This is a genomic window from Ruminococcus flavefaciens AE3010, assembly GCF_000526795.1.
Taxonomy (GTDB): domain Bacteria; phylum Bacillota; class Clostridia; order Oscillospirales; family Ruminococcaceae; genus Ruminococcus; species Ruminococcus flavefaciens_D.
Genome location: NZ_JAGT01000001.1, coordinates 2530352 through 2551124, shown reverse-complemented (window position 1 = coordinate 2551124; position 20773 = coordinate 2530352). Strand labels below are relative to the sequence as shown.

Sequence of the window (20773 nt, the reverse complement as noted above, 5' to 3'; positions counted from 1 at the left end):
CCTCACCTGCCCCGAGCTTCATCAGCTTTAAACTTTTCTATGGCATTATCAATTATTTCCTTAACACCAAACGGATCCTGAACATCATATATCGTACAAGTTCTGGAGCTTTGAGGTCTATCCATATATTTCACGCTGATATTTCCCATAGTTTCGCCAGTCACTTTAGCCTCTACACTCATAATGTTACGAAAATATATGCTATTGAACATATTGTATCTGTCTGACAAGATCCTTTCGCTGGTTATAACGTAGTTTGTATTGGGGGAGTAGTTCGTTACATGCCTGATGTACAATACTAATCCCGACATTATAAGTATCGGGAGCGACACCGCAGAAAAAAACATGGACAAAGCCTCAAGTATCCACGGAGGCGATTCAGCAACGAAGTCTAATAAAAAAGACAGAATGAAACCTATAAGAAATACCGCTACCGTTATTCTGAGAGCAGTCGTTTTTTTCTTGTTGTTAACGCCGCCTATAGTAAAGAGTATCTCTTCGCCGTCCTCAAGGTACGACTTGAACTTTTGTGAAAGATATTCGGGACTTGTTCTTTGTTTGTTACGATATTCTTCATCGGCTATCTGACCGTATTTTTCCTTCTGAAAGTAGTCATCCGATCCGATAAATTCCCATTCTTCTTCTTTTTTCTTCCCGAACATTTTGATCACCTGCCCTGAGCTTCAGCAGCCTTGCACTTTTCTATGATATCATCGATCAGATTTTTTGCCACAACAGGGTCGCTGACATGGAATATACCCATACGATCCATGCGTCCGTCGGCTTTTGAAGTCACGATAATTGATCCCTGTTTTTTACGGACTCTTGTTTCCACAACATTCGTCAAGCTGATCTCCTGCCATTCATTCTGCACCATAGCAAGTATCCTTTTGTTTGTTACAGCATAATTGGCTTTGATGGAAGAACTGCTCATAGCCACATAAAGAAATATAGTAAGGAAAGCAATTGTAGGTATACCGGTAATAAGAAACATTATAAAAAACGCTAACAGATTTCTCGGCCAGCCGTCTATGAGATACACAAAAGCAAAAACAGCTATACAGGAGGGCGCTGTTATCATAAGCGCTTTAAGCGCATTTCTTTTCAATTTATCCTCGTCTAAGTATCCGTCAGCTTCTCCGTTTCCAAACACACAGAGTATCTGCTCGTCTTTATAAAGATAAGGCTTGAAAATACCTGTCAGATATTCGGTAGTCGGACGTATTTTTCCGTTGTATTCCTCATAACAGTCTTCATTCTGAAAGTAGTTTTCGGTTCCGATATATTCCCATTCTTCTTTTTTCTTCCCGAACATCTGCCTCACCTGCCTTGATCTGTAGCTTTAACTGAATCTCTGTTTGTTGACCATTGCTCCGTGAACGGCGTCCTGCAATATGCGCTTCACTCTCTGAGGATCATTGATGTTTGATATGACCGACCTGTACCCGCCGTTCTGCGCCTGCTGTCCCACACGGACGGGACGCCTGGTGTTATATGTCACATAGCCCGTATTATTAGAGCCTGTAACAGCATTTATATTGGATATCTCAACAAGAGGAGCGAACACAGGTCTGTTGTTCCTGACGTTGATGACTCTCATATCGGTTATGGCGTATATGCCCTGATTGAAGCCGCCTGCTGCGGAAACAAGAGTTATTATCAGCATGATAAAGCCAATGAAGGACAGTGCGCAAAGGGCATTTGTGATACAGCCCAGAACTATCAGCGCGATCGATATGAGTATGAGTATAGTGCGTGCCTTTCTGTCCTTTTTTCTCTGCTGTACGGGCTTGGGCGACTTCTTATCGTAGCCCCCCACCCAGAGCAGGTGCTCATTGGAAACAAGAAAGGGCTGAAAGCGGCTTTCAAGGCTGGCATAGCTGTCGTAGGAATGCTGTTCGATGTCCGCATCATTGTAGGTCTGTTCGTGGCTGTGATGACATTCCTCGACCGTATTTATGTTGCTGTAGGACTGCTCATGACTGTGGCCGCACTCCTGACGGTATTCCTTTGAGGGAGCTATATAGTCGTCGTCATACTTGGCGGCGTACTTTTCATTATATTCATCGTAGTCCTCTTCTTTTCTTCTTCCGAACATTTCCTCACCTGCCTTGAAAAACTAAGTAGCCTGTTTCAGATATTATGAACGATAGTCTCCGTTTATCTTTACGTAATCGTAGGTAAGGTCGCAGCCCCATGCAATGGCTCTGCCCTTGCCGTCGCCGAGAGATACCAGTATCTTTATCTCCTCTTCTTTAAGGATACGTGCTGCAAGCTCCTCTGAGAACTCTATAACGCAGCCCTTCTTGCCCAGCGGGATAACTCCGCTGTCGGAAGCCATTTCTATATCCACCTTTGAAACATCGAAGTCAGCGTCTGAGTAACCGAGAGCACAGAATATTCTGCCTGCGTTGGCGTCCTCGCCGAATATCATAGCCTTGATAAGGCTTGAACCGATAATGGACTTTGCCACCTTTTCTGCTATGGCGTCTGACTCAGCGCCTCTTACTGCGCACTCGATGAGCTTTGTAGCGCCCTCGCCGTCACGAGCCATCATACGTGCAAGGTTCATCATGATAGCATAGAGAGCATGTCTGAACTTCTCAAAATCGCCGTCATCGTTGGTGACAGGCTTATTGCCTGCGTCGCCCGAAGCCATTATGCAAACCATATCGTTTGTGGAGGTGTCTCCGTCAACGCTTGCTCTGTTGAGAGTTACCTTTACGATGTCGCTGAGGGCACGCTGTATCATCTCTGAGGAGATAGCGGCGTCTGTAGTAAGGAATGTAAGTGTTGTAGCCATATTGGGGTGTATCATGCCGCTGCCCTTGAGCATGCCGCCCATGGTGCAGGTCTTTCCGCCCAGCTCAAACTGTACGGCTATTTCCTTTTCGGCTGTATCAGTAGTCATTATAGCTTCAAGAGCTCTCTTGTTGCCGTCGTAGGTAAGGCCCTTTGTAAGGTCGTCCATAGCGTTTGCGATAGGCTCTATAGGGAGCACCTGTCCGATAACGCCTGTGGAGGCTACGATAACGTCGTTCTCGTCGATACCCAGTGACTTTGCAGCCAGCTGACACATCTTCACAGCCTTCTCAACGCCGTCGGGGTTGCAGGTATTGGCGTTTACCGAGTTAACGATAACAGCTCTTGCCTTGCCGTTGCGGATATGCTCCTTGGTAACGAGTATGGGAGCACCCTTTACCTTATTTGTGGTATATACTGCGGCAGCCTCGCACATCTTATCGGCAACGATAAGTGCAAGGTCGTTTTTCTTCTTAGCTGCGGGAATAGCATTGTTTGCGGCAGCATTAGCCTCTGCCATATCTCCCAGCGGCTTGTGGGCAAGTCCGCACTGAACGCCGTTTGCCTTAAAGCCCTTGGCAGCACATACGCCGCCCTCTACAAAAGATATTCCTTTGACTTCAACAAGTTTCATTTGTTTCCTCCTTGATCTTACGGGCGAATTTTGAAATTATGTCCATATATTCATTCTTTTCCTCCTCCGAGCCCCAGTGGTGGGACTTTGCCATAAGACCTGCGTTCTCCAGCATGGGTCCCATCTGGTGATAGAAGAGTTTAAGATATTTTTCCTTTCCTGCATAGAGGTTGAACATCAGCTGCCCCTCGAACATCTCTCCGATGAACGGATCGTCGTTGAGCATTTCAATGGCTCTCTTGATAGCCACACGTGAGCATATCTTCTGACGAAGCATACGGCTCACATCAGAAACTGTAAGCTGATCCTTGGTCTTTGCCATGATAGTGTTGAACCACTCATCAACGGTGTAATCTATGCCGTCGTCCTCGATAAGGTCGTACTCATAGATCTCTTTTAAAGTTTTGCTCATTTTACTTCCCCCCGATATAATTGAAATAAAGTCATAAGGCTCAGACAAGTCCTGTTGTCTCGTCTATGCCCATCATTATATTAAGGCACTGTACTGCTGCTCCGCTTGCGCCCTTGCCAAGGTTGTCAAGGCGTGAGCAGAGGAGTATCTGTTCATCGTTTCCGAATACGAAAACCTGCATTTTGTTCTGACCGCTGAGAGTGTTTGAAGCAAGGAAGAACGCTTTCTGCTCGTCTGCGGACATGAGAGGCATTACCTCTATCATATTTGCGCCTGCATAGTGCTTTGAGTACATCTCATGCACCTGCTGTGCGGTAACTTTCTTGTCAAGAGTTCTTGTCTGTATGGGCACACTTACCACCATGCCGCTGAAGTAATCGCAGACCATTGGGTTGAACATGGGAGTGTAGGTAAGTCCCGATACCGCTTTCATCTCAGGCAGGTGCTTGTGCTGCTGAGAGAGTGCGTACTGACGGGGACTGTTGAACTCAAAGGGCTTGTCCTCGCCCTCGTATACTGCAATAGCCTTTTTGCCTGCTCCGCTGTAGCCCGATGTAGCATAGGCAAATACGGGATAGTCCGCAGGGATAATGCCGTTGTTCACAAGGGGATAAACTATTGAAGCAAAGCCGCTTGCATAGCAGCCGGGAACGGCTACTCTGTTTGAGGTCTCTATCTTTTTCCTGTGCTCGGACGAGAGCTCGGGAAAACCGTAAGCCCAGTCGGGATTTGTGCGGTGAGCTGTGGAAGCGTCGATGATACGGACGTGGTCGTTGTCCTTGTCGATAAAGGAGACAGCTTCGATGGAAGCGGCGTCGGGCAGACAGAGGAACACATAGTCTGCACTGTTTATAAGACGAGCACGTTCAGCAGGGTCTTTTCTCAGCTCCTCGCTGATCTTCATTATCTCAAGGTCTTTTCTGTCCTTGAAGCGCTCCTGTATTTTAAGGCCTGTTGTGCCTTCCTGACCGTCTATGTATATTTTTACTGACATTGTAAATTCCTCCGTTTTTCGTGTCTTTCATAGGGGACGCCTTCACTTGCAAGGCGTCCCCTCTCCCGAAAACAATTCACTGGATTGTTTTCGGGATTCACCCCTTGCGAAGCGCCTGTCGTATTCGGGGCTCTGCCCCGAACCCCGCAAGGGCTGTCCCCCTAATCGGGTCCGTCCCCTCTGTCGCATTGCGACATCTCCCCACCCTGTGGGGAGTAACCCTTGACCTGACCAAAGGGGTAGTGACCCCTTTGGAATCCCATTCATATGTTCAGCCAACTCAACAAGCTAATGGCTAATAGCTAACGGCTAATGGCTATTTTCTGCGCTTGTTGACCTTGCGCTCGTATTTGGCTCGCTTGGGGTCTTCAAGATCGGAACCGTCCTCTATCAATGAGTGCCATACGCTTATGCCGAGCGTGATGACAACTATGATCGCAAACCAGAATATATGCGCACTTGGGATAACAGCAAGCCATAATCCCATTATGAGCTCGCCTATCGCCCATATAACTCCCATAAGAATGGTAAGTCCTATGGTGAATACTACGTCTTTTTTCTTCATATCAGAGTCCCAGTGCCTTTTCAGCAAGAGCTATCTGCTCCCTGACAGCGTCAGGGGACGGACCGCCCTCGGACTTTCTCTCGCGGACGCAGGTGTCAAGGCTTATAGCCTCGTAAACGTCCTCGGTAAAGAGGTCTGTCATTGCCTTATAATCGGCAATCGGCAGAGTCTCCAGTGTAAGTCCTTTCTCTATGCACTGAGCAACCAGAGTACCTGTTATCTTGTATGCGTCACGGAAAGGCATGCCCTTTTTAACGAGGTAGTCTGCGCAGTCCGTAGCGTTTATGAATCCTCTTGCTGCGGCGTTTCTCATGTTGTCCTTGAGAACGCGCATAGTTGCAAGCATGGGAGTGAATGTCTTTACGCAAAGCTTTACGTTGTCAACTGCGTCGAAGATAGCCTCCTTGTCCTCCTGCATATCCTTGTTATATGCAAGGGGCAGTCCCTTCATCATTGTGAGGAGAGTCATGAGGTCGCCGTTTACTCTGCCTGTCTTGCCGCGGATAAGCTCCGTAACGTCGGGGTTCTTCTTCTGAGGCATGATAGACGAGCCTGTAGCAAATGCGTCGTCAAGCTCCACGAACTTGAACTCCCACGAGCACCAGAGGATTATTTCCTCGGAAAATCTTGAAAGGTGAGTCATAAGCAGTGACAGTGCGCAGTTGAGCTCCACGCAGTAGTCTCTGTCGGAAACGCCGTCAAGGCTGTTTGGCATGGGAGCCGTAAAGCCCAGAAGCTCCGAGGTCTGCTTTCTGTTTGTTTTATATGTAGTACCTGCAAGAGCGCCGCTGCCGAGAGGGCAGTAGTTCATTCTCTTTGCGGTATCCTGTAATCTTTCCATATCGCGGAGAAGCATCCACACATACGCCATAAGGTGATGTGCAAGGGTTATGGGCTGTGCTCTCTGGAGATGAGTATATCCCGGCATTATAGTCTCGGTATGCTCCTTAGCCATTTTCACCAGAGTAACAGCAAGCTCCTTTACCATGGCATATATCTCGGCTATCTCGTCGCGGAGATAAAGTCTCAGGTCAACTGCCACCTGATCGTTTCTTGAACGTGAGGTGTGGAGTCTCTTTCCCACGTCGCCGAGACGCTTTGTAAGCTCAGCCTCAACGAACATGTGAATATCCTCGGCGTTGGGGTCCAGCTCCAGCTTGCCGCTGTCGATATCAGCGAGTATGCCTTTCAGTCCCTCTATTATCTCGAGGCTGTCCTCCTTGGTGATAATGCCGCAGTCTCCCAGCATAGTAGCGTGGGCGATACTGCCCTGTATATCGTGGCGGTACATACGTCCGTCAAAGGCAATTGAAGAATTGAAAGCGTTGACGCCTGCGTCAACCTGCTTTGAAAATCTTCCTGCCCACATCATATCTGCCATATTCATTCTCCTTAACGTTTGTTGAAACGATTGTGGTGGCGAACAGCGTTCGCCCGCAATTTATACGTTCACTGACGGGCGCCCAAAGGGCGCCCCTACAGATCAATAATGCTTCTTATGCCTCAAAGCCTGATACTCGGCAAACACTTCAAGACATTCCTCGCGGTGGAGCTCCTCGGAGATATCCTCGGGAGCTTCGTAAAACGCCTTGTCGCGGAAGCCTATACTGTCGGTATCGTTTATATTGCAGCCGTAATAGACCTTTTTGATATTAGCCCACATTATAGCTCCTGCACACATGGGGCAGGGCTCTGCAGTGGTATACAGCTCGCAGCCTTTGAGGTCATAGGTGCCCAGCTTTTCGCAGGCGTCCCGTATTGCCATTATCTCGCCGTGGCAGGTGGGGTCGTGGCGTTTTACGACCTCGTTGTGCCCCTGTCCGACTATCTCGCCGTCCCTGACGATAACGCAGCCGAACGGACCGCCGTGACCTGCGTTGATGCCTGTCCGAGCCTCGTCAATGGCTATCTTCATGAATTTATCCATATTATTTTACGTACTTGTTGCGGTAAACAAGGTCGGGTCTTGTAGTGAAGCCTATGTGCTCCCAGAAGCCGTTCCCCAGATCGTTGTCCTCAAAGACGACCAGAGCCGTTTTCTGTATGCCCTCTTTTTCGAGAGCCTCCATGGCGTGTTTCACCATATCCTCGCCTATGCCCTTTTTTCTGTACTCGGGAGCAACTACAACATGATGAAAGAAACCGCGCCTGCCGTCATGACCTGCCAGTATCGTACCGATTATCCTGTCGCCGTCCACAGCCACAAAGCTTGTGGCGGGATTGCGCTTCAGGTATCTTGTGAAGCCTTCCTCGCAGTCGTCAACTGGGTTTGTGCCTTCGTGGTCTTTCCAGACCTGCTCAACGCCTTTCCAATCGTTGATGGTCATGAGCCTTATCTTTACCATAGTAATTCTCCTTTCCAAAATTTTTTCAGTTGAGAGTTGAGAATTGAGAGTTGAGAGTTAATGTGTTCGCTGCGCTCACATATTCAGATATTCTGCCGAAGACAGCTCCTTAACTTTCAACTCTAAACTCTCAACTGCCAACTTTTAAGAAAATCGTAACAGGCAGGAGAAGGCTCCCCTGCCTGAAACGTTTACTTATTCCGATGTCAGCAATATTACTTGTTGCCGCGCTTCTTGTCAAGCTGTGCTCTGACCTTTATCGGGAGACCGAAGAGGTTGATGAAGCCTGCTGCGTCAGCCTGATTGTAAACCTCGTCCTCATCGAATGTAGCAACTTCCTCATCATAGAGTGTGTATGGTGAAGTTACGCCTGCGTTGATGATGTTGCCCTTGTAGAGCTTGAGCTTTACATCGCCTGTAACTCTCTCCTGAGTCTTGCTTACGAATGCGCTGAGAGCCTCGCGGAGAGGTGTGTACCACTGACCGTTGTATACGATATCAGCGAACTTGATGCCGAGGTACTGCTTGATACGTGCAGTCTCCTTGTCAAGAGTGATAGTCTCGAGAACTTCGTGAGCGTGGTAAAGGATAGCACCGCCGGGAGTCTCATAAACGCCTCTTGACTTCATACCAACGAGACGGTTCTCAACGAGGTCTGCAAGACCGATACCGTTCTCGCCGCCAAGCTTGTTGAGAGCAGATACCATCTCAACGCCGTTGAGGGTCTTGCCGTCCAGCTGTGTAGGAACGCCCTTCTCGAAGTGAAGTGTGATATATGTAGGCTTGTCAGGAGCGTCGATAGGTGATACGCCCATTTCAAGGAAGCCCTTCTTCTCGTACTGCGGCTCGTTTGCAGGATCCTCAAGATCGAGACCCTCGTGTGAAAGGTGCCAGATGTTCTTATCCTTTGAGTAGTTTGTCTCTCTGTTGATCTTCAGAGGAATGTTGTGAGCCTCTGCGTAGTCGATCTCCTCGTCACGGCTCTTGATGTCCCATTCTCTCCATGGAGCAATGATAGCCATTTCAGGAGCGAAAGCCTTTATAGCAAGCTCGAATCTTACCTGATCGTTGCCCTTTCCTGTGCAGCCATGGCAGATAGCGTCAGCGCCCTCGGCAACAGCGATCTCAGCGATACGCTTTGCGATGATAGGACGAGCAAAGGAAGTACCGAGCATGTATCTGTTCTCATAGATAGCTCCTGCCTGAACTGTAGGATAAACGTAGTCCTGAATGAACTCCTCCTTGAGATCGGCGATGATGAGCTTTGAAGCGCCTGTCTTGATAGCCTTTTCCTCAAGTCCGTCAAGCTCTGTGCCCTGTCCTACGTCGCCTGATACAGCGATAACCTCGCAGTTATTGTAGTTTTCCTTGAGCCACGGAATGATGATAGAAGTATCAAGTCCGCCAGAGTATGCAAGAACGACCTTTTTGATATCCTTTTTGTTAGCCATTGTAATTACCTCCTGAATATAAACGCTGCTTAAAAGCCGCGCGGATTGCGATATAAGTATATTATACTACTTAACAAAATATTGTCAAGGGTATTTGCATAAATATTCATTATTTTTGAAAATATTCACATTTATACGAATATTATGCATTTCACAGTGCAAATGCCTTTATTCCGCAATCAGCCCTGCCAATTAGTCCCAAAGTTAAAAAGCCTTGTTAAATGCAGCGGCGTTTTGTATGAATTTCCGATTTTTATGCAAAACCTGTAAATTTGCTTGATATTTTTTTATCCGACGTTTATAATGTAATATATATAGCTCTGCAAAGTGCTAAAGAGAGATGATACGAACATTGGCTTAATAAACTGGGAGGTTTACATTATGGCTGAAAAAAACGGAACAAAGATAACTATACTCGGCGCAGGCAATGTCGGCGCTTCTGTTGCATTCAACCTTGCTGTTGCAGGTACATGCTCAGATATAGTTCTTGTTGATATAAACAAGGCTAAGGCAAAGGGCGAGGCTATGGATATCCGTCAGGGCGTTTCCTTCGGCGAGAACGTTGAGATATTCGACGGCGGCTATGAGGACGCAAAGGACTCCGATATAGTAGTAGTTACCCTCGGTATTGCAAGAAAGCCCGGTCAGACACGTCTTGACCTTGCACAGACAAACGTAAATATCATCAAGGAAGTTATGCCTCAGGTGGCTAAGTACGCTCCCGACGCTATATATGTAGTTGTCAGCAACCCTGTTGATATCCTTACATACACTATCCTCAAGTGTACAGACCTCAAGCCCAATCAGGTCATCGGTTCGGGCACAGCTCTTGATACTTCAAGACTCCGTTCGATCATTGCCGACCACGTAGGTCTCAGCCCTAACAGCATTCACGCTTATGTATTCGGCGAGCACGGCGATTCCTCATTTATCCCGTGGTCTATTATGAACATCGCAGGCGTTCCTGTTGACGAGTACTGCGCAGATCAGGATCACGCAGACCTTGACGAGGACGAGATAATCGACGAAGTCCGCAGAGCAGGCGCTGAGGTCATCAAGAGAAAGGGCGCTACATTCTACGCTATCGCAATGAGCGTAAACAAGATCTGTGACACTGTTCTCCGTGACGCCAAGAACATTCTCACAGTATCAACAATGATAAACGACAGATACGGCATCAACGACGTTTGCCTCAGTCTCCCATGCGTTATCGGAAGCAACGGTATCGAAAGAGAAGTTTCGCCGAAGCTCACCGACAAGGAGATAGAAAAGCTTCAGGCAAGTGCAAAGGCACTGAGAAACGTTATAGATCAGATCCAGTTCTGAGAAGCCGCACCCATGCATTTTCGCGGAGAACTCACTGTTCTCCGCTTTTTTGAAATAATAACTGAAAGGAAATATATACCATGAATTATGCAGAAGAATCACTGAAAAAGCACTACGAGTGGCAGGGCAAGATCGAAGTTATCTGCCGTGCTCCCCTTGAGACAAGAGACGACCTCTCACTGGCTTATACTCCGGGCGTTGCACAGCCTTGTCTTGAAATACAGAAGGACGTTGACAAGAGCTATGAGCTCACACGCCGTTCAAACCTGGTCGCAGTAGTTACAGACGGTACAGCTGTTCTCGGTCTGGGCGACATCGGTCCCGAGGCAGGCATGCCTGTTATGGAGGGCAAGTGCGCACTCTTCAAGGCATTCGGCGACGTTGACGCAGTCCCCCTGTGTGTACGCTCAAAGGATGTTGACGATATCGTTAATACAGTTCGTCTCCTTGCAGGCTCATTCGGCGGCGTAAACTTGGAGGACATTTCCGCTCCCCGCTGCTTCGAGATTGAAAAGAAGCTGAAGGAGTGCTGCGATATCCCGATCTTCCACGACGACCAGCACGGTACAGCTGTTGTTACTCTCGCAGCTATGCTCAACGCTCTCAAGGTAGTCGGCAAGAAGCTTGACGAGATAAGAGTAGTTACCAGCGGTGCAGGCGCAGCAGGTATCGCTATCATAAAGCTCCTCATCTCCATGGGACTTAAAGACGTTGTGCTCTGCGACAGAAACGGCGCTATCTACAAGGGCCGTCCCGAGGGCATGAACCCTGTGAAGGACGAAATGGCTGAGATAACAAACCAGCAGATGAGAAAGGGCAGCCTCGAAGAAGTCATCAAGGGCGCAGACGTATTCATCGGCGTATCAGCTCCGAACTGCGTAACTCCCGAAATGATAAAGTCAATGGCAGACAAGCCTATACTCTTCCCAATGGCTAATCCTACTCCCGAGATCATGCCTGACCTCGCAAAGGAAGCAGGCGCAGCTGTTGTTGGTACAGGCAGAAGCGATTTCCCCAACCAGATCAACAACGTTCTTGCATTCCCCGGTATCTTCCGCGGAGCTCTCGATGTTCGCGCAAGTGATATAAACGACGCTATGAAGATTGCTGCTGCAAAGGCTATAGCTTCATTCGTTACAGACGACAAGCTCAGCGCTGATTACATTATCCCAAGCGCACTGGACAAGTCAGTAGCTCAGGCAGTTGCAAAGGCTGTTGCTCAGGCTGCAAAGGACACAGGCGTAGCACGCATCTGATGAGTTGAGAATTGAGAGTTGAGAGTTAAAAATGCAGGGGCTGATTTAATTCGGAATTATTATACGCTTGCAGAAGCACGAAAAATATGATATACTAAAGCCGTGGAGCGTTTTGCTCTGCGGCTTTTTTAGTTGAGAATGTAGGGACGCGCATTGCGCGTCCGGCAGTTTAACCATCAGTTGCAACACGGGCGCCCAAAGGGCGCCCCTACAAGCTAACAGCTAATGGTTAACGGCTAAAGGCTCGGGCGGATAATATCCGCCCCTACAGGCTAATGGCTCGGGACGTCGAGGACTTCCAACAGAAACCGCGACCCTCTGTCACTACGTGACATCTCCCTGTACTACAGGGAGTCACCGTCCCCTACTAAGCACTAATCACTAACCACTCGGAACGCCACCCTCGGCGTCCCATACAAAGGAATGATAAATATGAGTTTAAACGATACACCCTCCTCGGAGAGAGTCCACATAGGCTTCTTCGGACGGAGAAACGCAGGCAAATCCAGCGTGGTAAACGCTGTTACGGGTCAGGAGCTGTCCGTGGTATCCGATGTAAAGGGCACTACTACAGACCCCGTCACAAAGGCTATGGAGCTTCTCCCTTTGGGTCCTGTGGTGATAATAGACACACCGGGCTTTGACGACGAGGGTACTCTCGGAGAGCTGAGAGTCCGCAAGACAAAGCAGATACTCAACCGCACGGACCTTGCTGTGCTCATAGTTGACGGCACTGTGGGACTTACCGACACCGAGCGTCAGCTCATTGACATTTTCGGTGAAAAGGATATACCATATCTCACTGTTTACAACAAGTCCGACATCGCCGAAAAGCGTGTCTGTCAGGACAATGAGATAGAAGTGAGCGCACTCAGCGGTACCAATATATATGAGCTGAAAGAGCGCATTGCGGCTCTTGCCAAGCTCCCCTCAGAGGAAAAGCGCATAATCGGCGACATGCTCAGCCCGGGAGATATGGTGGTGCTTGTAACTCCCATAGACGCGGCAGCACCCAAGGGACGAATGATACTGCCCCAGGTGCAGACCCTCCGCGATATCCTCGACGCTGACGCAATGGCAGTATTCACCAAGGAGTTCCAGCTTGCGGAAACTCTTGAAAAGCTTGCTGCTCCCCCGAAAATGGTCATCACCGACAGTCAGGCATTCGCAATGGTCAGCAAAATAGTCCCCGAGGACGTGCCCCTTACCTCGTTCTCCATACTCATGGCGCGGTACAAGGGCTTCCTTGAGACCTCCGTAAAGGGCGCAGCTGCCATAAAAAACCTTAAAGACGGGAACACCGTCCTCATATCCGAGGGCTGCACTCACCACCGCCAGTGCGGCGACATCGGCAGCGTGAAGCTGCCTGCCCTGCTGAAAAAGACTACGGGCAAGGAGCTGGATATCGAGCTCAGCTCGGGACGTGAGTTCCCCGAGGACTTGTCCAAATACAGCCTTGTGGTACACTGCGGCGGCTGTATGCTCAACGAGCGCGAAATGGTCTACCGCCGCAAGTCCGCCGAGGATCAGAACGTACCATTTACCAACTACGGCATAGCTCTCGCTCATATGAACGGCATACTCAGACGCAGTCTCGGCATCTTCCCCCACCTTGCAGGTAAAATAGAATGAAAGCGCGGCTGCCCTATATCGCAGGCTTTCTCCTGCTTCTGGGAGTTGAGATATGCATAGGCATGTTCTATTTCAGCAAATTCATACGCGCCTACATGGGCGACGTGATAGTGGTATGGGTGATATACTGCCTGTTCCGCTCATTCGTACCGAGGAAATTCAATTCCTGTGCCGTTGCTGTCGGCATACTTGTATTCTCCTTTGCTGTGGAGTTCCTGCAAAAAATTCATATCGCAGATGTACTCGGCGTGAAGAACGAGCTGCTCCGAATAATCATCGGCACAAGCTATGCTCCCGAGGACTTATGGTGCTACGCAGCGGGAACTGCCGTGACGCTTCTGCAAATATTCCTGTACCAACAAATAAAAAAGAGGAAAACAAATGACTGAAAAAAACAACGCTCCAAAAAAGCTCCATCTTGGCGCCATTGACGGAATGAAAGGCATAGGCGCCTGTATAATCGCATTTTTCTGGCACTATCAGCACTTCAAGCCACAGGACGGCTCTCCTTTCTTTTCAGCCTTCCCCATGTCATACAAATACGGCTCCTTCATGGTGGAGCTGTTCTTCATGCTGTCGGGCTTCGGAATGATGCTTGGGTATTCCGAAAGAGTGCTTGAACACCGCATTAGCTTCCGCGATTTCATAGTAAAGCGGCTCAGGAAGATATATTCCGCCCTTTATTTTCTTTACTCTTGTCACCATAATAACGGAGCTGGCTTACTATCACAAGTGCGGCACCACCTTTGTATACGGCAATTTCGACATTCAGCACCTGATATACAATCTCCTGCTCATGCAGGACGGCTTCTTCGGCAAGGACTGGTCCTTTGACGCCCCCTCATGGTGCATAAGCATATGCATGCTGTGCTACCTGCTGTTCTACTTCATACTCTACCGCGTGAAAAATCAGCGCCACGCATGCTATGCATTTTTCGCCGCAGTTCTTGCAGGGACTACCATAACTCTCTCGGGTGTGAACTACCCTGTATGGAACGAGCTTGTGGGACGAGGCATAGCCTGCTTCTTCACAGGAGCCATACTCTTCACGGTCTACAGCAACAGGGAGCGTTTCAGGTCACAGAGGCTTGGCTATGTATGTCTCGCAGCAGTTATCCTCAGCTACTGTGTGCTCCGTTTCAGACCCGAATTCATGGGAGACTTCCGCATGGCATTCATGCTCGGCATAGCTCCCGCCCTCATACTGGCTGTGCTGTTCATACCATGGCTGCGGACTGTACTTGGTATACGTCCCCTTGCATATCTGGGAAGCCTTTCCATAGTGATATACCTTGTACATTTCCCCGTGCAGTGCGCAATAAAGACTATTGACGAATATGCAGGGCTTGGACTGAACTACTCCACCAAGGCGGTATGGCTCTGCTATGCTGCGGCAGTTCTTATTGCAGCGGCAGTCTACAGGCATCTGCTGGCAGACCCTACCGAAAAGGCATTATTCGGATTTTTCAGAAAAAAGGACAGCTCTCCCGAAAAAGCTTCATAAGCATAAGTTTCTCCAACGGCATATAATGAATAAAAGCTGTATAAACTCAGCCCTCGGGGCAATAATAAAGACAGTTCCAATATTCATATATACAGGGAGAAATATCATGTCAGTCAAACGAGGAGAAATATACTACGCAGACCTCAGCCCCGTTGTGGGCTCTGAGCAGGGCGGAGTCCGACCTGTACTTATAGTCCAGAACGACGTGGGGAACAAGCACAGTCCCACGGTCATCGCCGCGGCTATCACCAGTCAGCGCGACAAGAACCACCTGCCCACACATATCGAGGTGGAGGCGGACAAATGCGGACTTGCCAAGGACAGTATCGTGCTTCTTGAGCAGATACGCACTATCGACAAGCGCCGCCTTAAAGACAAAATGGGGGAGCTCGACCTTAACTCAATGGATAAGGTGGACACGGCTCTGTCCATTAGCTTCGGCTTGGAAATTTAGCAGGCACGCCTTCGGCGTTCCTGCCAGTTGAGAGTTGAGAGTGTAGGGGCGCCGTTTCGGCGCCCGCAAGTTTCTATGCAATTAAGACGGGCGGCGGAACGCCGCCCCTACATTACGTTCATTATGTTTGTTTCGGTATTTGCGGAACGGCGGGGGCGCCGTTCCCTACAAATCTACTCACTACTTTCTACTCACTACTCACTTGTTAACGGCTTGTCATAACCGTCCCATAACGGACATATCCTTTAAGGACAACATCTGTGAAAGGGTGAAAATATGGGACTTACAGAAAACGAAGCCGCTGAAAAGCTCAAAACCGAGGGTGAAAACGTCCTCGCCGAAAGCAGGAAAACAGGTCCGATGAGGATATTCCTCGGACAATTCAGGGACGTCATGGTGATGATACTCCTGGGTGCTACGGTCATATCCATACTTCTCGGGGAGATATCCGACGCGGTGACCATCATACTCATCGTGCTCCTCAACGCCATACTGGGCTTTATACAGGAGTACCGCACCGAGCATACTCTGGAGGCGCTCCGCTCCATGACCTCGCCAACGGCTAAGTGCTGGCGAAATGACAAGCTCCGCGAAATAGAGGCTTCCAAGCTTGTCACAGGCGACATCATCGAGCTCGAAGCAGGCGACCGCATACCTGCGGACTGCGCCGTGATAAAGGCTGCGGGGTTCTTCTCCGACGAGTCCGTACTCACGGGCGAATCCGCAGCCGTTGGCAAGACCGCAGGCTCTCCCGACGATACCGACAACTCCCTGAACAAGGCAAATATAGTCTACTGCGGAGCTTCCGCAACTAAGGGCATGTGCCGCGCAAGGGTCATAGCCACAGGCAAAAACACCCAAATGGGCAAGATATCGGAAATGCTCACGGACATCGACAGGGAGCAGACTCCCCTGCAAAAGCGCCTCGGGGAGCTTGGCAAGGTGGTCGCTATAATATGCCTTATTGTCTGCGCAGCCGTTTTCAGTGCGGGCGTTCTCCGCGGCGAGAATGTGTTCGATATGCTCATGACGGGCATAACCATAGCTATTGCCGCTATCCCAGAGGGACTGCCTGCAACTGTTACCATAGCCCTTGCACTGGCGGTCAGCCGTATGCTGAAACAGAAAGCCCTTGTGAACAAGCTCCACAGCGTTGAAACACTGGGCTGTACCTCCGTGATATGCTCCGACAAAACGGGCACTATCACCGAGAACAAAATGACCGTCACGGAGCTTTCCACAGCAGGGGCGGACTACCATTTCAGCGGCATGGGCTACCGTGTCAGCGGAGCCGTTACCAAAGGTGATGATATCGCCGTAAATCCCGCGGCAGAAAAGGCTCTCACTGAGGCTCTGCGGTGCGGAGTTCTCTGCTCTACGGCGGAGATAAGCACTCAGGAAACTCCAAAAAGCCGCAACAGGGGCGCCCTTGCAGGCAGAGGCGAATGGCAGGTCACAGGAGACCCCACCGAAGCGGCTCTGCTCATTGCTGCGGCTAAGGCAGGCATCACAAAGGAGTCACTTTCGGGGAGCTGCCGCACTTTGGGCGAGTACCCATTTGACAGCGAGACCCGTTTCATGGCGGTGCACTGCTCCTGCGGCAGTGAAAAGCGTATGTACTTCAAGGGCGCCGAGGAAGTGCTGCTCCCCCGCTGCTCTCAGTATATCAGCGGAAACGGCACTCCCGTACCCATGAGTGCTGCTGTCAGACGGGAGCTTGCGAAAAAGGCTGCGGAAATGTCCGACAGAGCGCTGAGAGTTCTTGCCCTTGCCATGTGCAGCTCCGAAACTCTCGAACCTGACCGTGGGAACCTTGTATTTCTGGGCTTTGCAGGCATGACCGACCCGCCCCGTGAGGAAGCAAAGACCGCTATCCGCAAGTGCGGGGCGGCTTCCGTGAAAACTGTCATGATAACGGGCGACCATAAAAATACCGCCGTGGCAGTTGCAAAAAAGGCAGGTCTGCTCAAAGGCGGTCTGGCTATGACGGGTGAGGAGCTGAACGCTCTCTCCGACGAGGAACTGGACAAAATAATCGGCAAATACACGGTCTTTTCCCGCGTTGAGCCCGTACATAAGCTGCGTATCGTGCGGAGCTTCAAGCGCCGCGGCGAGATAGTCACCATGACAGGGGACGGCGTGAATGATGCTCCTGCGGTCAAGGAAGCCGATGTGGGCGTAGCTATGGGCATTACAGGCACCGATGTAACAAAACAGGCTGCGGACGTGATACTTATGGACGACAATCTTGCCACACTGGTCAGCGCCGTCGAGCAGGGGCGCTGCGTTTATGCCAATATACGGAAGTTCGTGCGGTATCTGCTGTCCTGCAACATCGGCGAGGTGCTGACCATGTTCCTCGGCATACTCATGGGCATGCCCGTGGTTCTGCTGCCCGTGCAGATACTCCTCGTGAATCTGGTCACAGACGGACTCCCTGCGGTGGCTCTGGGTATGGAGCTCCCCGAAAAGGACATAATGAACCGTCCGCCGCGGCGCTCAAATGAAGGCTTCTTCTCAGGCGGTCTTATGTGGAAGATAGTCATTCGCGGCATATTCATCGGGCTGTCAACTCTGGCAAGCTTCACCGCTGTCATGCGGCTTGGGGGCACTCTTGAAGCCTGCCGCACAGCTGCGCTCATAACACTTGTGGTGTCTCAGCTCATACATGTTTTTGAATGCCGCTCGGAGCGCCGCAGCCTGTTCCGCATGAATCCGTTCGGCAATATGAAGCTGGTATTCGCGGTGGTCATATCCGCCGCAGTCCTTGCCGCAGCGGTAATGCTGCCCCAGCTGCAAATGGTGTTCAGCACCGTAACACTCACCACACCGCAGCTGCTGACGGCACTTGGATTCAGTGCGGCTGTGCCCTTGATAAGCAGCATTTTCAGCAAAAAGTGATTCGTAACTGCGGGGCTTTGCCCCACACCCCACAAGGGCTGTCCCCCTAATCGGGTCCGTCCCCTCTGTCGCATTGCGACATCTCCCCACCCTGTGGGGAGTAACCCTTGACCTGACCAAAGGGAGTATACTCCCTTTGGAATCCCGTTCGTGGGCTCGGCAAAGCTAATGGCTAACGGCTCGGGCGGATAATCTCCCAACAGGAGCCGTGACCCTCTGTCCTTCGGACATCTCCCTGTACTACAGGGAGTCACCGCCCCTACAATCACAGTTTATCCTTCTGCTTGAAGATGAGCGACGCTATGAGCCCGAACAGCAATGCAGCTGTCACGCCCCCTGCGGCGGCGGTAAGTCCTCCCGTGAATATGCCGAGGAAGCCGTCTCTGCCTATGGTCTTTCTTATACCCTCCGCAAGAAGATGTCCGAAGCCCGTCAGGGGCACTGTTGCTCCTGCGCCTGCGAACTCCGCTATGGGCTTGTAAAGCCCCACCGCCGACAGTATAACTCCCGTGACCACGTAGCCTGTGAGTATCCTCGCAGGCGTTAATTTTGTAAAGTCGATAAGGAGCTGTCCCACGGCACAGAGAGCTCCGCCCACAAGAAATGCCTTTAAAATATCTATTATCATGCTCTTTCCTTTCTCAGATGGACCAGATGTGATATTGAGGGTATGCTCTCCCCCTGCTGCAATGACATGGGCGACATAAGAGCTCCCGTGGCGGCAAAGAGTATATTCTCAGCCTCTCCGCGCTCCAGCATGGGGAGGAAATTACCGCAGAGCACGCTTGCTCCGCAGCCGCAGCCCGAACCGCCGCAGTGCATATCCTGCTTTTCGATGTCGAATATCATAGCTCCGCAGTCGCGGTGCTGCGCGGTGATATCCACTCCCTGCTTCAGGAGAAAGTCCACAAGCAGCTGACTTCCGACCACGCCAAGGTCTCCCGTAACGATATAGTCGTAGTCCTCGGGAGCAGTTCCCGTTGCCGATAAATAGCGCATTATGGTGTCCGCAGCCGCAGGCGCCATAGCGCTGCCCATATTGTTGATGTCGGTTATCTCAAGGTCGGCTATCTTGCCTATACATCCCCCTGCCACAGTGATGCTGCCGCTGTTACGGGAAACTATGACAGCTCCCGAAGCAGTACACGTCCACTGAGATGTGGGAGTGCGCTGACCGCCATAGGACAGAGGAAAGCGGAACTGCCGCTCTGCCGTGGAGAAATGTGAGGAGGTCACCGCCGCAGCATGCTCCGCGATACCGCTGTCTGTCATTACGGAAGCAATGAGCAATCCCTCAGCCATGGTGGAGCAAGCTCCGTAAAGCCCGAGAAACGGCACTGAGAGCTCCCTGACGCTGTACGCCGAGCCTATGCACTGATTGATAAGGTCGCCTGCACATATGAGGTCGATGTTCTCCTTTTGCAGACCTGCCTTGCGCAGGGCAAGTCCCACAGCTTCAAGCTGGAAACGGGTCTCAGCCTGCTCCCATGTGTCTTTTCCGAAGTGGCTGTCATTTATGATCTCGTCAAAGCAGTCCCCGAGAGGACCCTCGCCCTCTTTTTCGCCCACAACTGCGGCGTAGCTCTCTATCCTGACAGGAGCTTCAATGCGGAAAACTCCCCTTGCGATTCGTTCTGCCATATACATACCTCTCTTTCGGAAGTATTATGCGGCATTTTTGCGGGAATATACAAAAAAGGCGTGACAATTGCCACGCCCGTGCTTATTATATCAATATCCTTCGGAGAATTTATTTACCGCATAAAGAAAGAGATCGCTGAGGCTCGTCTTCTTATCGGCAGTCTCTCCGCGTCCGTCTCTGGAGTACTTTTTCATGCCTATGCTCACGCCTCCCGGGTATGTGCCGATATGATCCGTAGCGGTGTTCCAGTTCTCGGATATAGCCGCATATTCAACTATTCCGTCGCGGCAGACGATGAAATATTCGTATTCACAGACGTCGTCCATGTAGTTCTTCAGTTTATCGTAGTACTCCCCCACATCAAAGGGTATATAGCTGTTTCTTGACTTATCGGAGCTTATGATGTAGTAGCCCTTAACATCTTTTCCCTCCTCGTCCAGCTCTACCATGACGGTATTGGACGCCTTGTACAGCGTAGTCGCCTTTGAGAACATGGACGCCTGCTTTGACCTCTTTGTGTAGCCCAGCATTGCAGGGACCAATATGGCTGTCAGCAAGAGCAGCACTGCGCCGATTATGGGAATGACTATGGCAAACACCCACGCATTGCTCTTCTTTGGCGGATTCGCCAGCTGCTGCTCGAATGACGGTGCAGGCCAGCCCTGCGGATAGGGCTGATTGGGGTAGGGCTGTCCGTTATAAGAATAGGGCGGCGGCTGCATTCCGCCGTTATATGGCTGAACGTTCTGCGGTGCAGCGCTGTTATCGGGCTGTGCAGCAGGCTCGGGAGAAGCTGTACAGCCGCAAGTCTCACCGTCCTGCAATGATCTTCCGCAGTTTGTACAATATGGCATA

The 20773-nt window shown here is 50.4% G+C and carries 20 protein-coding genes and 1 pseudogene; 7 read left to right on the top strand and 14 right to left on the bottom strand.

All coding sequences use genetic code 11. From position 1 onward, the window contains the following. Nucleotides 1-2: 2 nt before the first annotated feature. The 11 genes from N774_RS0111230 to N774_RS0111180 form a co-directional block, all read right to left on the bottom strand. Entirely contained in the window at nucleotides 3-662 is a 660-nt protein-coding gene (locus N774_RS0111230) for a hypothetical protein (RefSeq protein WP_024861338.1), read from the bottom strand. Nucleotides 663-667: 5 nt separating this feature from the next. After that, complete coding sequence (locus tag N774_RS0111225; RefSeq protein ID WP_024861337.1) at nucleotides 668-1315, bottom strand: hypothetical protein; 648 nt, start codon at nucleotides 1313-1315, stop codon at nucleotides 668-670. Nucleotides 1316-1342: 27 nt separating this feature from the next. Further along, nucleotides 1343-2098, bottom strand: coding sequence for a hypothetical protein (locus tag N774_RS0111220; RefSeq protein WP_024861336.1), 756 nt, complete (start codon nucleotides 2096-2098; stop codon nucleotides 1343-1345). Between the two features lie 42 nt (nucleotides 2099-2140). Continuing rightward, nucleotides 2141-3436 carry a bifunctional glutamate N-acetyltransferase/amino-acid acetyltransferase ArgJ gene (argJ, locus tag N774_RS0111215; RefSeq protein WP_024861335.1) on the bottom strand — a complete coding sequence of 432 codons (1296 nt, stop codon included), beginning with the start codon at nucleotides 3434-3436 and terminating at the stop codon, nucleotides 2141-2143. Beyond that, the gene (locus N774_RS0111210; RefSeq protein WP_024861334.1) at nucleotides 3423-3848 is read right to left on the bottom strand and encodes a contact-dependent growth inhibition system immunity protein; all 426 of its coding nucleotides are present in this window, start codon (nucleotides 3846-3848) and stop codon (nucleotides 3423-3425) included. Before N774_RS0111210 ends, argJ begins: the two co-directional genes overlap by 14 nt. Nucleotides 3849-3888: 40 nt before the next feature. Continuing rightward, nucleotides 3889-4842 carry an N-acetyl-gamma-glutamyl-phosphate reductase gene (gene argC / locus N774_RS0111205; protein WP_024861333.1) on the bottom strand — a complete coding sequence of 318 codons (954 nt, stop codon included), beginning with the start codon at nucleotides 4840-4842 and terminating at the stop codon, nucleotides 3889-3891. A gap of 316 nt (nucleotides 4843-5158) precedes the next feature. Continuing rightward, nucleotides 5159-5407, bottom strand: a complete 249-nt coding sequence (locus tag N774_RS0111200; protein ID WP_037280250.1) for a hypothetical protein — start codon at nucleotides 5405-5407, stop codon at nucleotides 5159-5161. 1 nt (nucleotide 5408) lies between these two features. Then, nucleotides 5409-6788: an argininosuccinate lyase gene (argH, locus tag N774_RS0111195; RefSeq protein WP_024861331.1), complete on the bottom strand. Its 1380-nt coding sequence runs from the start codon at nucleotides 6786-6788 to the stop codon at nucleotides 5409-5411. Between the two features lie 102 nt (nucleotides 6789-6890). Continuing rightward, nucleotides 6891-7334, bottom strand: a complete 444-nt coding sequence (locus tag N774_RS0111190) for a nucleoside deaminase (RefSeq protein WP_024861330.1) — start codon at nucleotides 7332-7334, stop codon at nucleotides 6891-6893. Nucleotide 7335: 1 nt separating this feature from the next. Further along, a complete protein-coding gene (locus tag N774_RS0111185; RefSeq protein ID WP_024861329.1) occupies nucleotides 7336-7752 on the bottom strand; it encodes a GNAT family N-acetyltransferase in 417 nt (138 codons plus the stop codon). Nucleotides 7753-7967: 215 nt separating this feature from the next. Beyond that, nucleotides 7968-9203, bottom strand: a complete 1236-nt coding sequence (locus tag N774_RS0111180; RefSeq protein ID WP_024861328.1) for an argininosuccinate synthase — start codon at nucleotides 9201-9203, stop codon at nucleotides 7968-7970. Nucleotides 9204-9584: 381 nt separating this feature from the next. Here N774_RS0111180 and N774_RS0111175 point away from each other — a divergent pair, with 381 nt between their 5' ends. The 7 genes and pseudogenes from N774_RS0111175 (at nucleotide 9585) to N774_RS0111140 (ending at nucleotide 18276) form a co-directional block, all read left to right on the top strand. Then, on the top strand, nucleotides 9585-10529 hold the full coding sequence (locus N774_RS0111175) for an L-lactate dehydrogenase (protein WP_024861327.1): 945 nt from the start codon (nucleotides 9585-9587) through the stop codon (nucleotides 10527-10529). 80 nt (nucleotides 10530-10609) lie between these two features. After that, nucleotides 10610-11785, top strand: coding sequence for an NAD(P)-dependent malic enzyme (locus N774_RS0111170; RefSeq protein ID WP_024861326.1), 1176 nt, complete (start codon nucleotides 10610-10612; stop codon nucleotides 11783-11785). Nucleotides 11786-12217: 432 nt separating this feature from the next. Further along, nucleotides 12218-13417 carry a [FeFe] hydrogenase H-cluster maturation GTPase HydF gene (gene hydF, locus N774_RS0111165; protein ID WP_024861325.1) on the top strand — a complete coding sequence of 400 codons (1200 nt, stop codon included), beginning with the start codon at nucleotides 12218-12220 and terminating at the stop codon, nucleotides 13415-13417. Beyond that, nucleotides 13414-13806: a DUF2809 domain-containing protein gene (locus tag N774_RS0111160; RefSeq protein WP_024861324.1), complete on the top strand. Its 393-nt coding sequence runs from the start codon at nucleotides 13414-13416 to the stop codon at nucleotides 13804-13806. The genes hydF and N774_RS0111160 overlap by 4 nt, the downstream gene beginning before the upstream one ends. After that, a pseudogene (locus tag N774_RS0111150) lies at nucleotides 13799-14921 on the top strand (acyltransferase family protein). The gene N774_RS0111160 and the pseudogene N774_RS0111150 overlap by 8 nt, the downstream one beginning before the upstream one ends. A 106-nt stretch (nucleotides 14922-15027) precedes the next feature. Next, nucleotides 15028-15375, top strand: a complete 348-nt coding sequence (locus tag N774_RS0111145; protein ID WP_024861321.1) for a type II toxin-antitoxin system PemK/MazF family toxin — start codon at nucleotides 15028-15030, stop codon at nucleotides 15373-15375. 276 nt (nucleotides 15376-15651) lie between these two features. Continuing rightward, nucleotides 15652-18276 carry a cation-translocating P-type ATPase gene (locus N774_RS0111140; RefSeq protein WP_024861320.1) on the top strand — a complete coding sequence of 875 codons (2625 nt, stop codon included), beginning with the start codon at nucleotides 15652-15654 and terminating at the stop codon, nucleotides 18274-18276. A gap of 265 nt (nucleotides 18277-18541) precedes the next feature. Here the strand turns inward: N774_RS0111140 and spoVAE are convergent, their stop codons facing one another. The 3 genes from spoVAE to N774_RS0111125 all read right to left on the bottom strand — a co-directional run bounded on the left by spoVAE (nucleotide 18542) and on the right by N774_RS0111125 (nucleotide 20772). After that, nucleotides 18542-18904: a stage V sporulation protein AE gene (gene spoVAE / locus N774_RS0111135; protein WP_037280247.1), complete on the bottom strand. Its 363-nt coding sequence runs from the start codon at nucleotides 18902-18904 to the stop codon at nucleotides 18542-18544. Further along, a complete protein-coding gene (locus tag N774_RS0111130) occupies nucleotides 18901-19917 on the bottom strand; it encodes a stage V sporulation protein AD (RefSeq protein WP_024861318.1) in 1017 nt (338 codons plus the stop codon). The genes spoVAE and N774_RS0111130 overlap by 4 nt, the downstream gene beginning before the upstream one ends. Before the next feature lie 90 nt (nucleotides 19918-20007). Beyond that, entirely contained in the window at nucleotides 20008-20772 is a 765-nt protein-coding gene (locus N774_RS0111125) for a hypothetical protein (RefSeq protein ID WP_024861317.1), read from the bottom strand. Between the last annotated feature and the right edge of the window lies 1 nt (nucleotide 20773).

Bases quoted from the DNA above. Each gene is read 5' to 3' on its own strand.
- argJ (WP_024861335.1), bottom strand. From the start codon at position 3,436: ATGAAACTTGTTGAAGTCAAAGGAATATCTTTTGTAGAGGGCGGCGTA.
- N774_RS0111130 (WP_024861318.1), bottom strand. From the start codon at position 19,917: ATGGCAGAACGAATCGCAAGGGGAGTTTTCCGCATTGAAGCTCCTGTC.
- argH (WP_024861331.1), bottom strand. From the start codon at position 6,788: ATGGCAGATATGATGTGGGCAGGAAGATTTTCAAAGCAGGTTGACGCA.
- N774_RS0111175 (WP_024861327.1), top strand. From the start codon at position 9,585: ATGGCTGAAAAAAACGGAACAAAGATAACTATACTCGGCGCAGGCAAT.
- N774_RS0111140 (WP_024861320.1), top strand. From the start codon at position 15,652: ATGGGACTTACAGAAAACGAAGCCGCTGAAAAGCTCAAAACCGAGGGT.
- N774_RS0111200 (WP_037280250.1), bottom strand. From the start codon at position 5,407: ATGAAGAAAAAAGACGTAGTATTCACCATAGGACTTACCATTCTTATG.
- N774_RS0111160 (WP_024861324.1), top strand. From the start codon at position 13,414: ATGAAAGCGCGGCTGCCCTATATCGCAGGCTTTCTCCTGCTTCTGGGA.
- N774_RS0111180 (WP_024861328.1), bottom strand. From the start codon at position 9,203: ATGGCTAACAAAAAGGATATCAAAAAGGTCGTTCTTGCATACTCTGGC.
- N774_RS0111225 (WP_024861337.1), bottom strand. From the start codon at position 1,315: ATGTTCGGGAAGAAAAAAGAAGAATGGGAATATATCGGAACCGAAAAC.
- N774_RS0111210 (WP_024861334.1), bottom strand. From the start codon at position 3,848: ATGAGCAAAACTTTAAAAGAGATCTATGAGTACGACCTTATCGAGGAC.
- N774_RS0111220 (WP_024861336.1), bottom strand. From the start codon at position 2,098: ATGTTCGGAAGAAGAAAAGAAGAGGACTACGATGAATATAATGAAAAG.
- N774_RS0111230 (WP_024861338.1), bottom strand. From the start codon at position 662: ATGTTCGGGAAGAAAAAAGAAGAAGAATGGGAATTTATCGGATCGGAT.
- N774_RS0111170 (WP_024861326.1), top strand. From the start codon at position 10,610: ATGAATTATGCAGAAGAATCACTGAAAAAGCACTACGAGTGGCAGGGC.
- hydF (WP_024861325.1), top strand. From the start codon at position 12,218: ATGAGTTTAAACGATACACCCTCCTCGGAGAGAGTCCACATAGGCTTC.
- N774_RS0111125 (WP_024861317.1), bottom strand. From the start codon at position 20,772: ATGCCATATTGTACAAACTGCGGAAGATCATTGCAGGACGGTGAGACT.
- spoVAE (WP_037280247.1), bottom strand. From the start codon at position 18,904: ATGATAATAGATATTTTAAAGGCATTTCTTGTGGGCGGAGCTCTCTGT.
- N774_RS0111185 (WP_024861329.1), bottom strand. From the start codon at position 7,752: ATGGTAAAGATAAGGCTCATGACCATCAACGATTGGAAAGGCGTTGAG.
- N774_RS0111145 (WP_024861321.1), top strand. From the start codon at position 15,028: ATGTCAGTCAAACGAGGAGAAATATACTACGCAGACCTCAGCCCCGTT.
- argC (WP_024861333.1), bottom strand. From the start codon at position 4,842: ATGTCAGTAAAAATATACATAGACGGTCAGGAAGGCACAACAGGCCTT.
- N774_RS0111190 (WP_024861330.1), bottom strand. From the start codon at position 7,334: ATGGATAAATTCATGAAGATAGCCATTGACGAGGCTCGGACAGGCATC.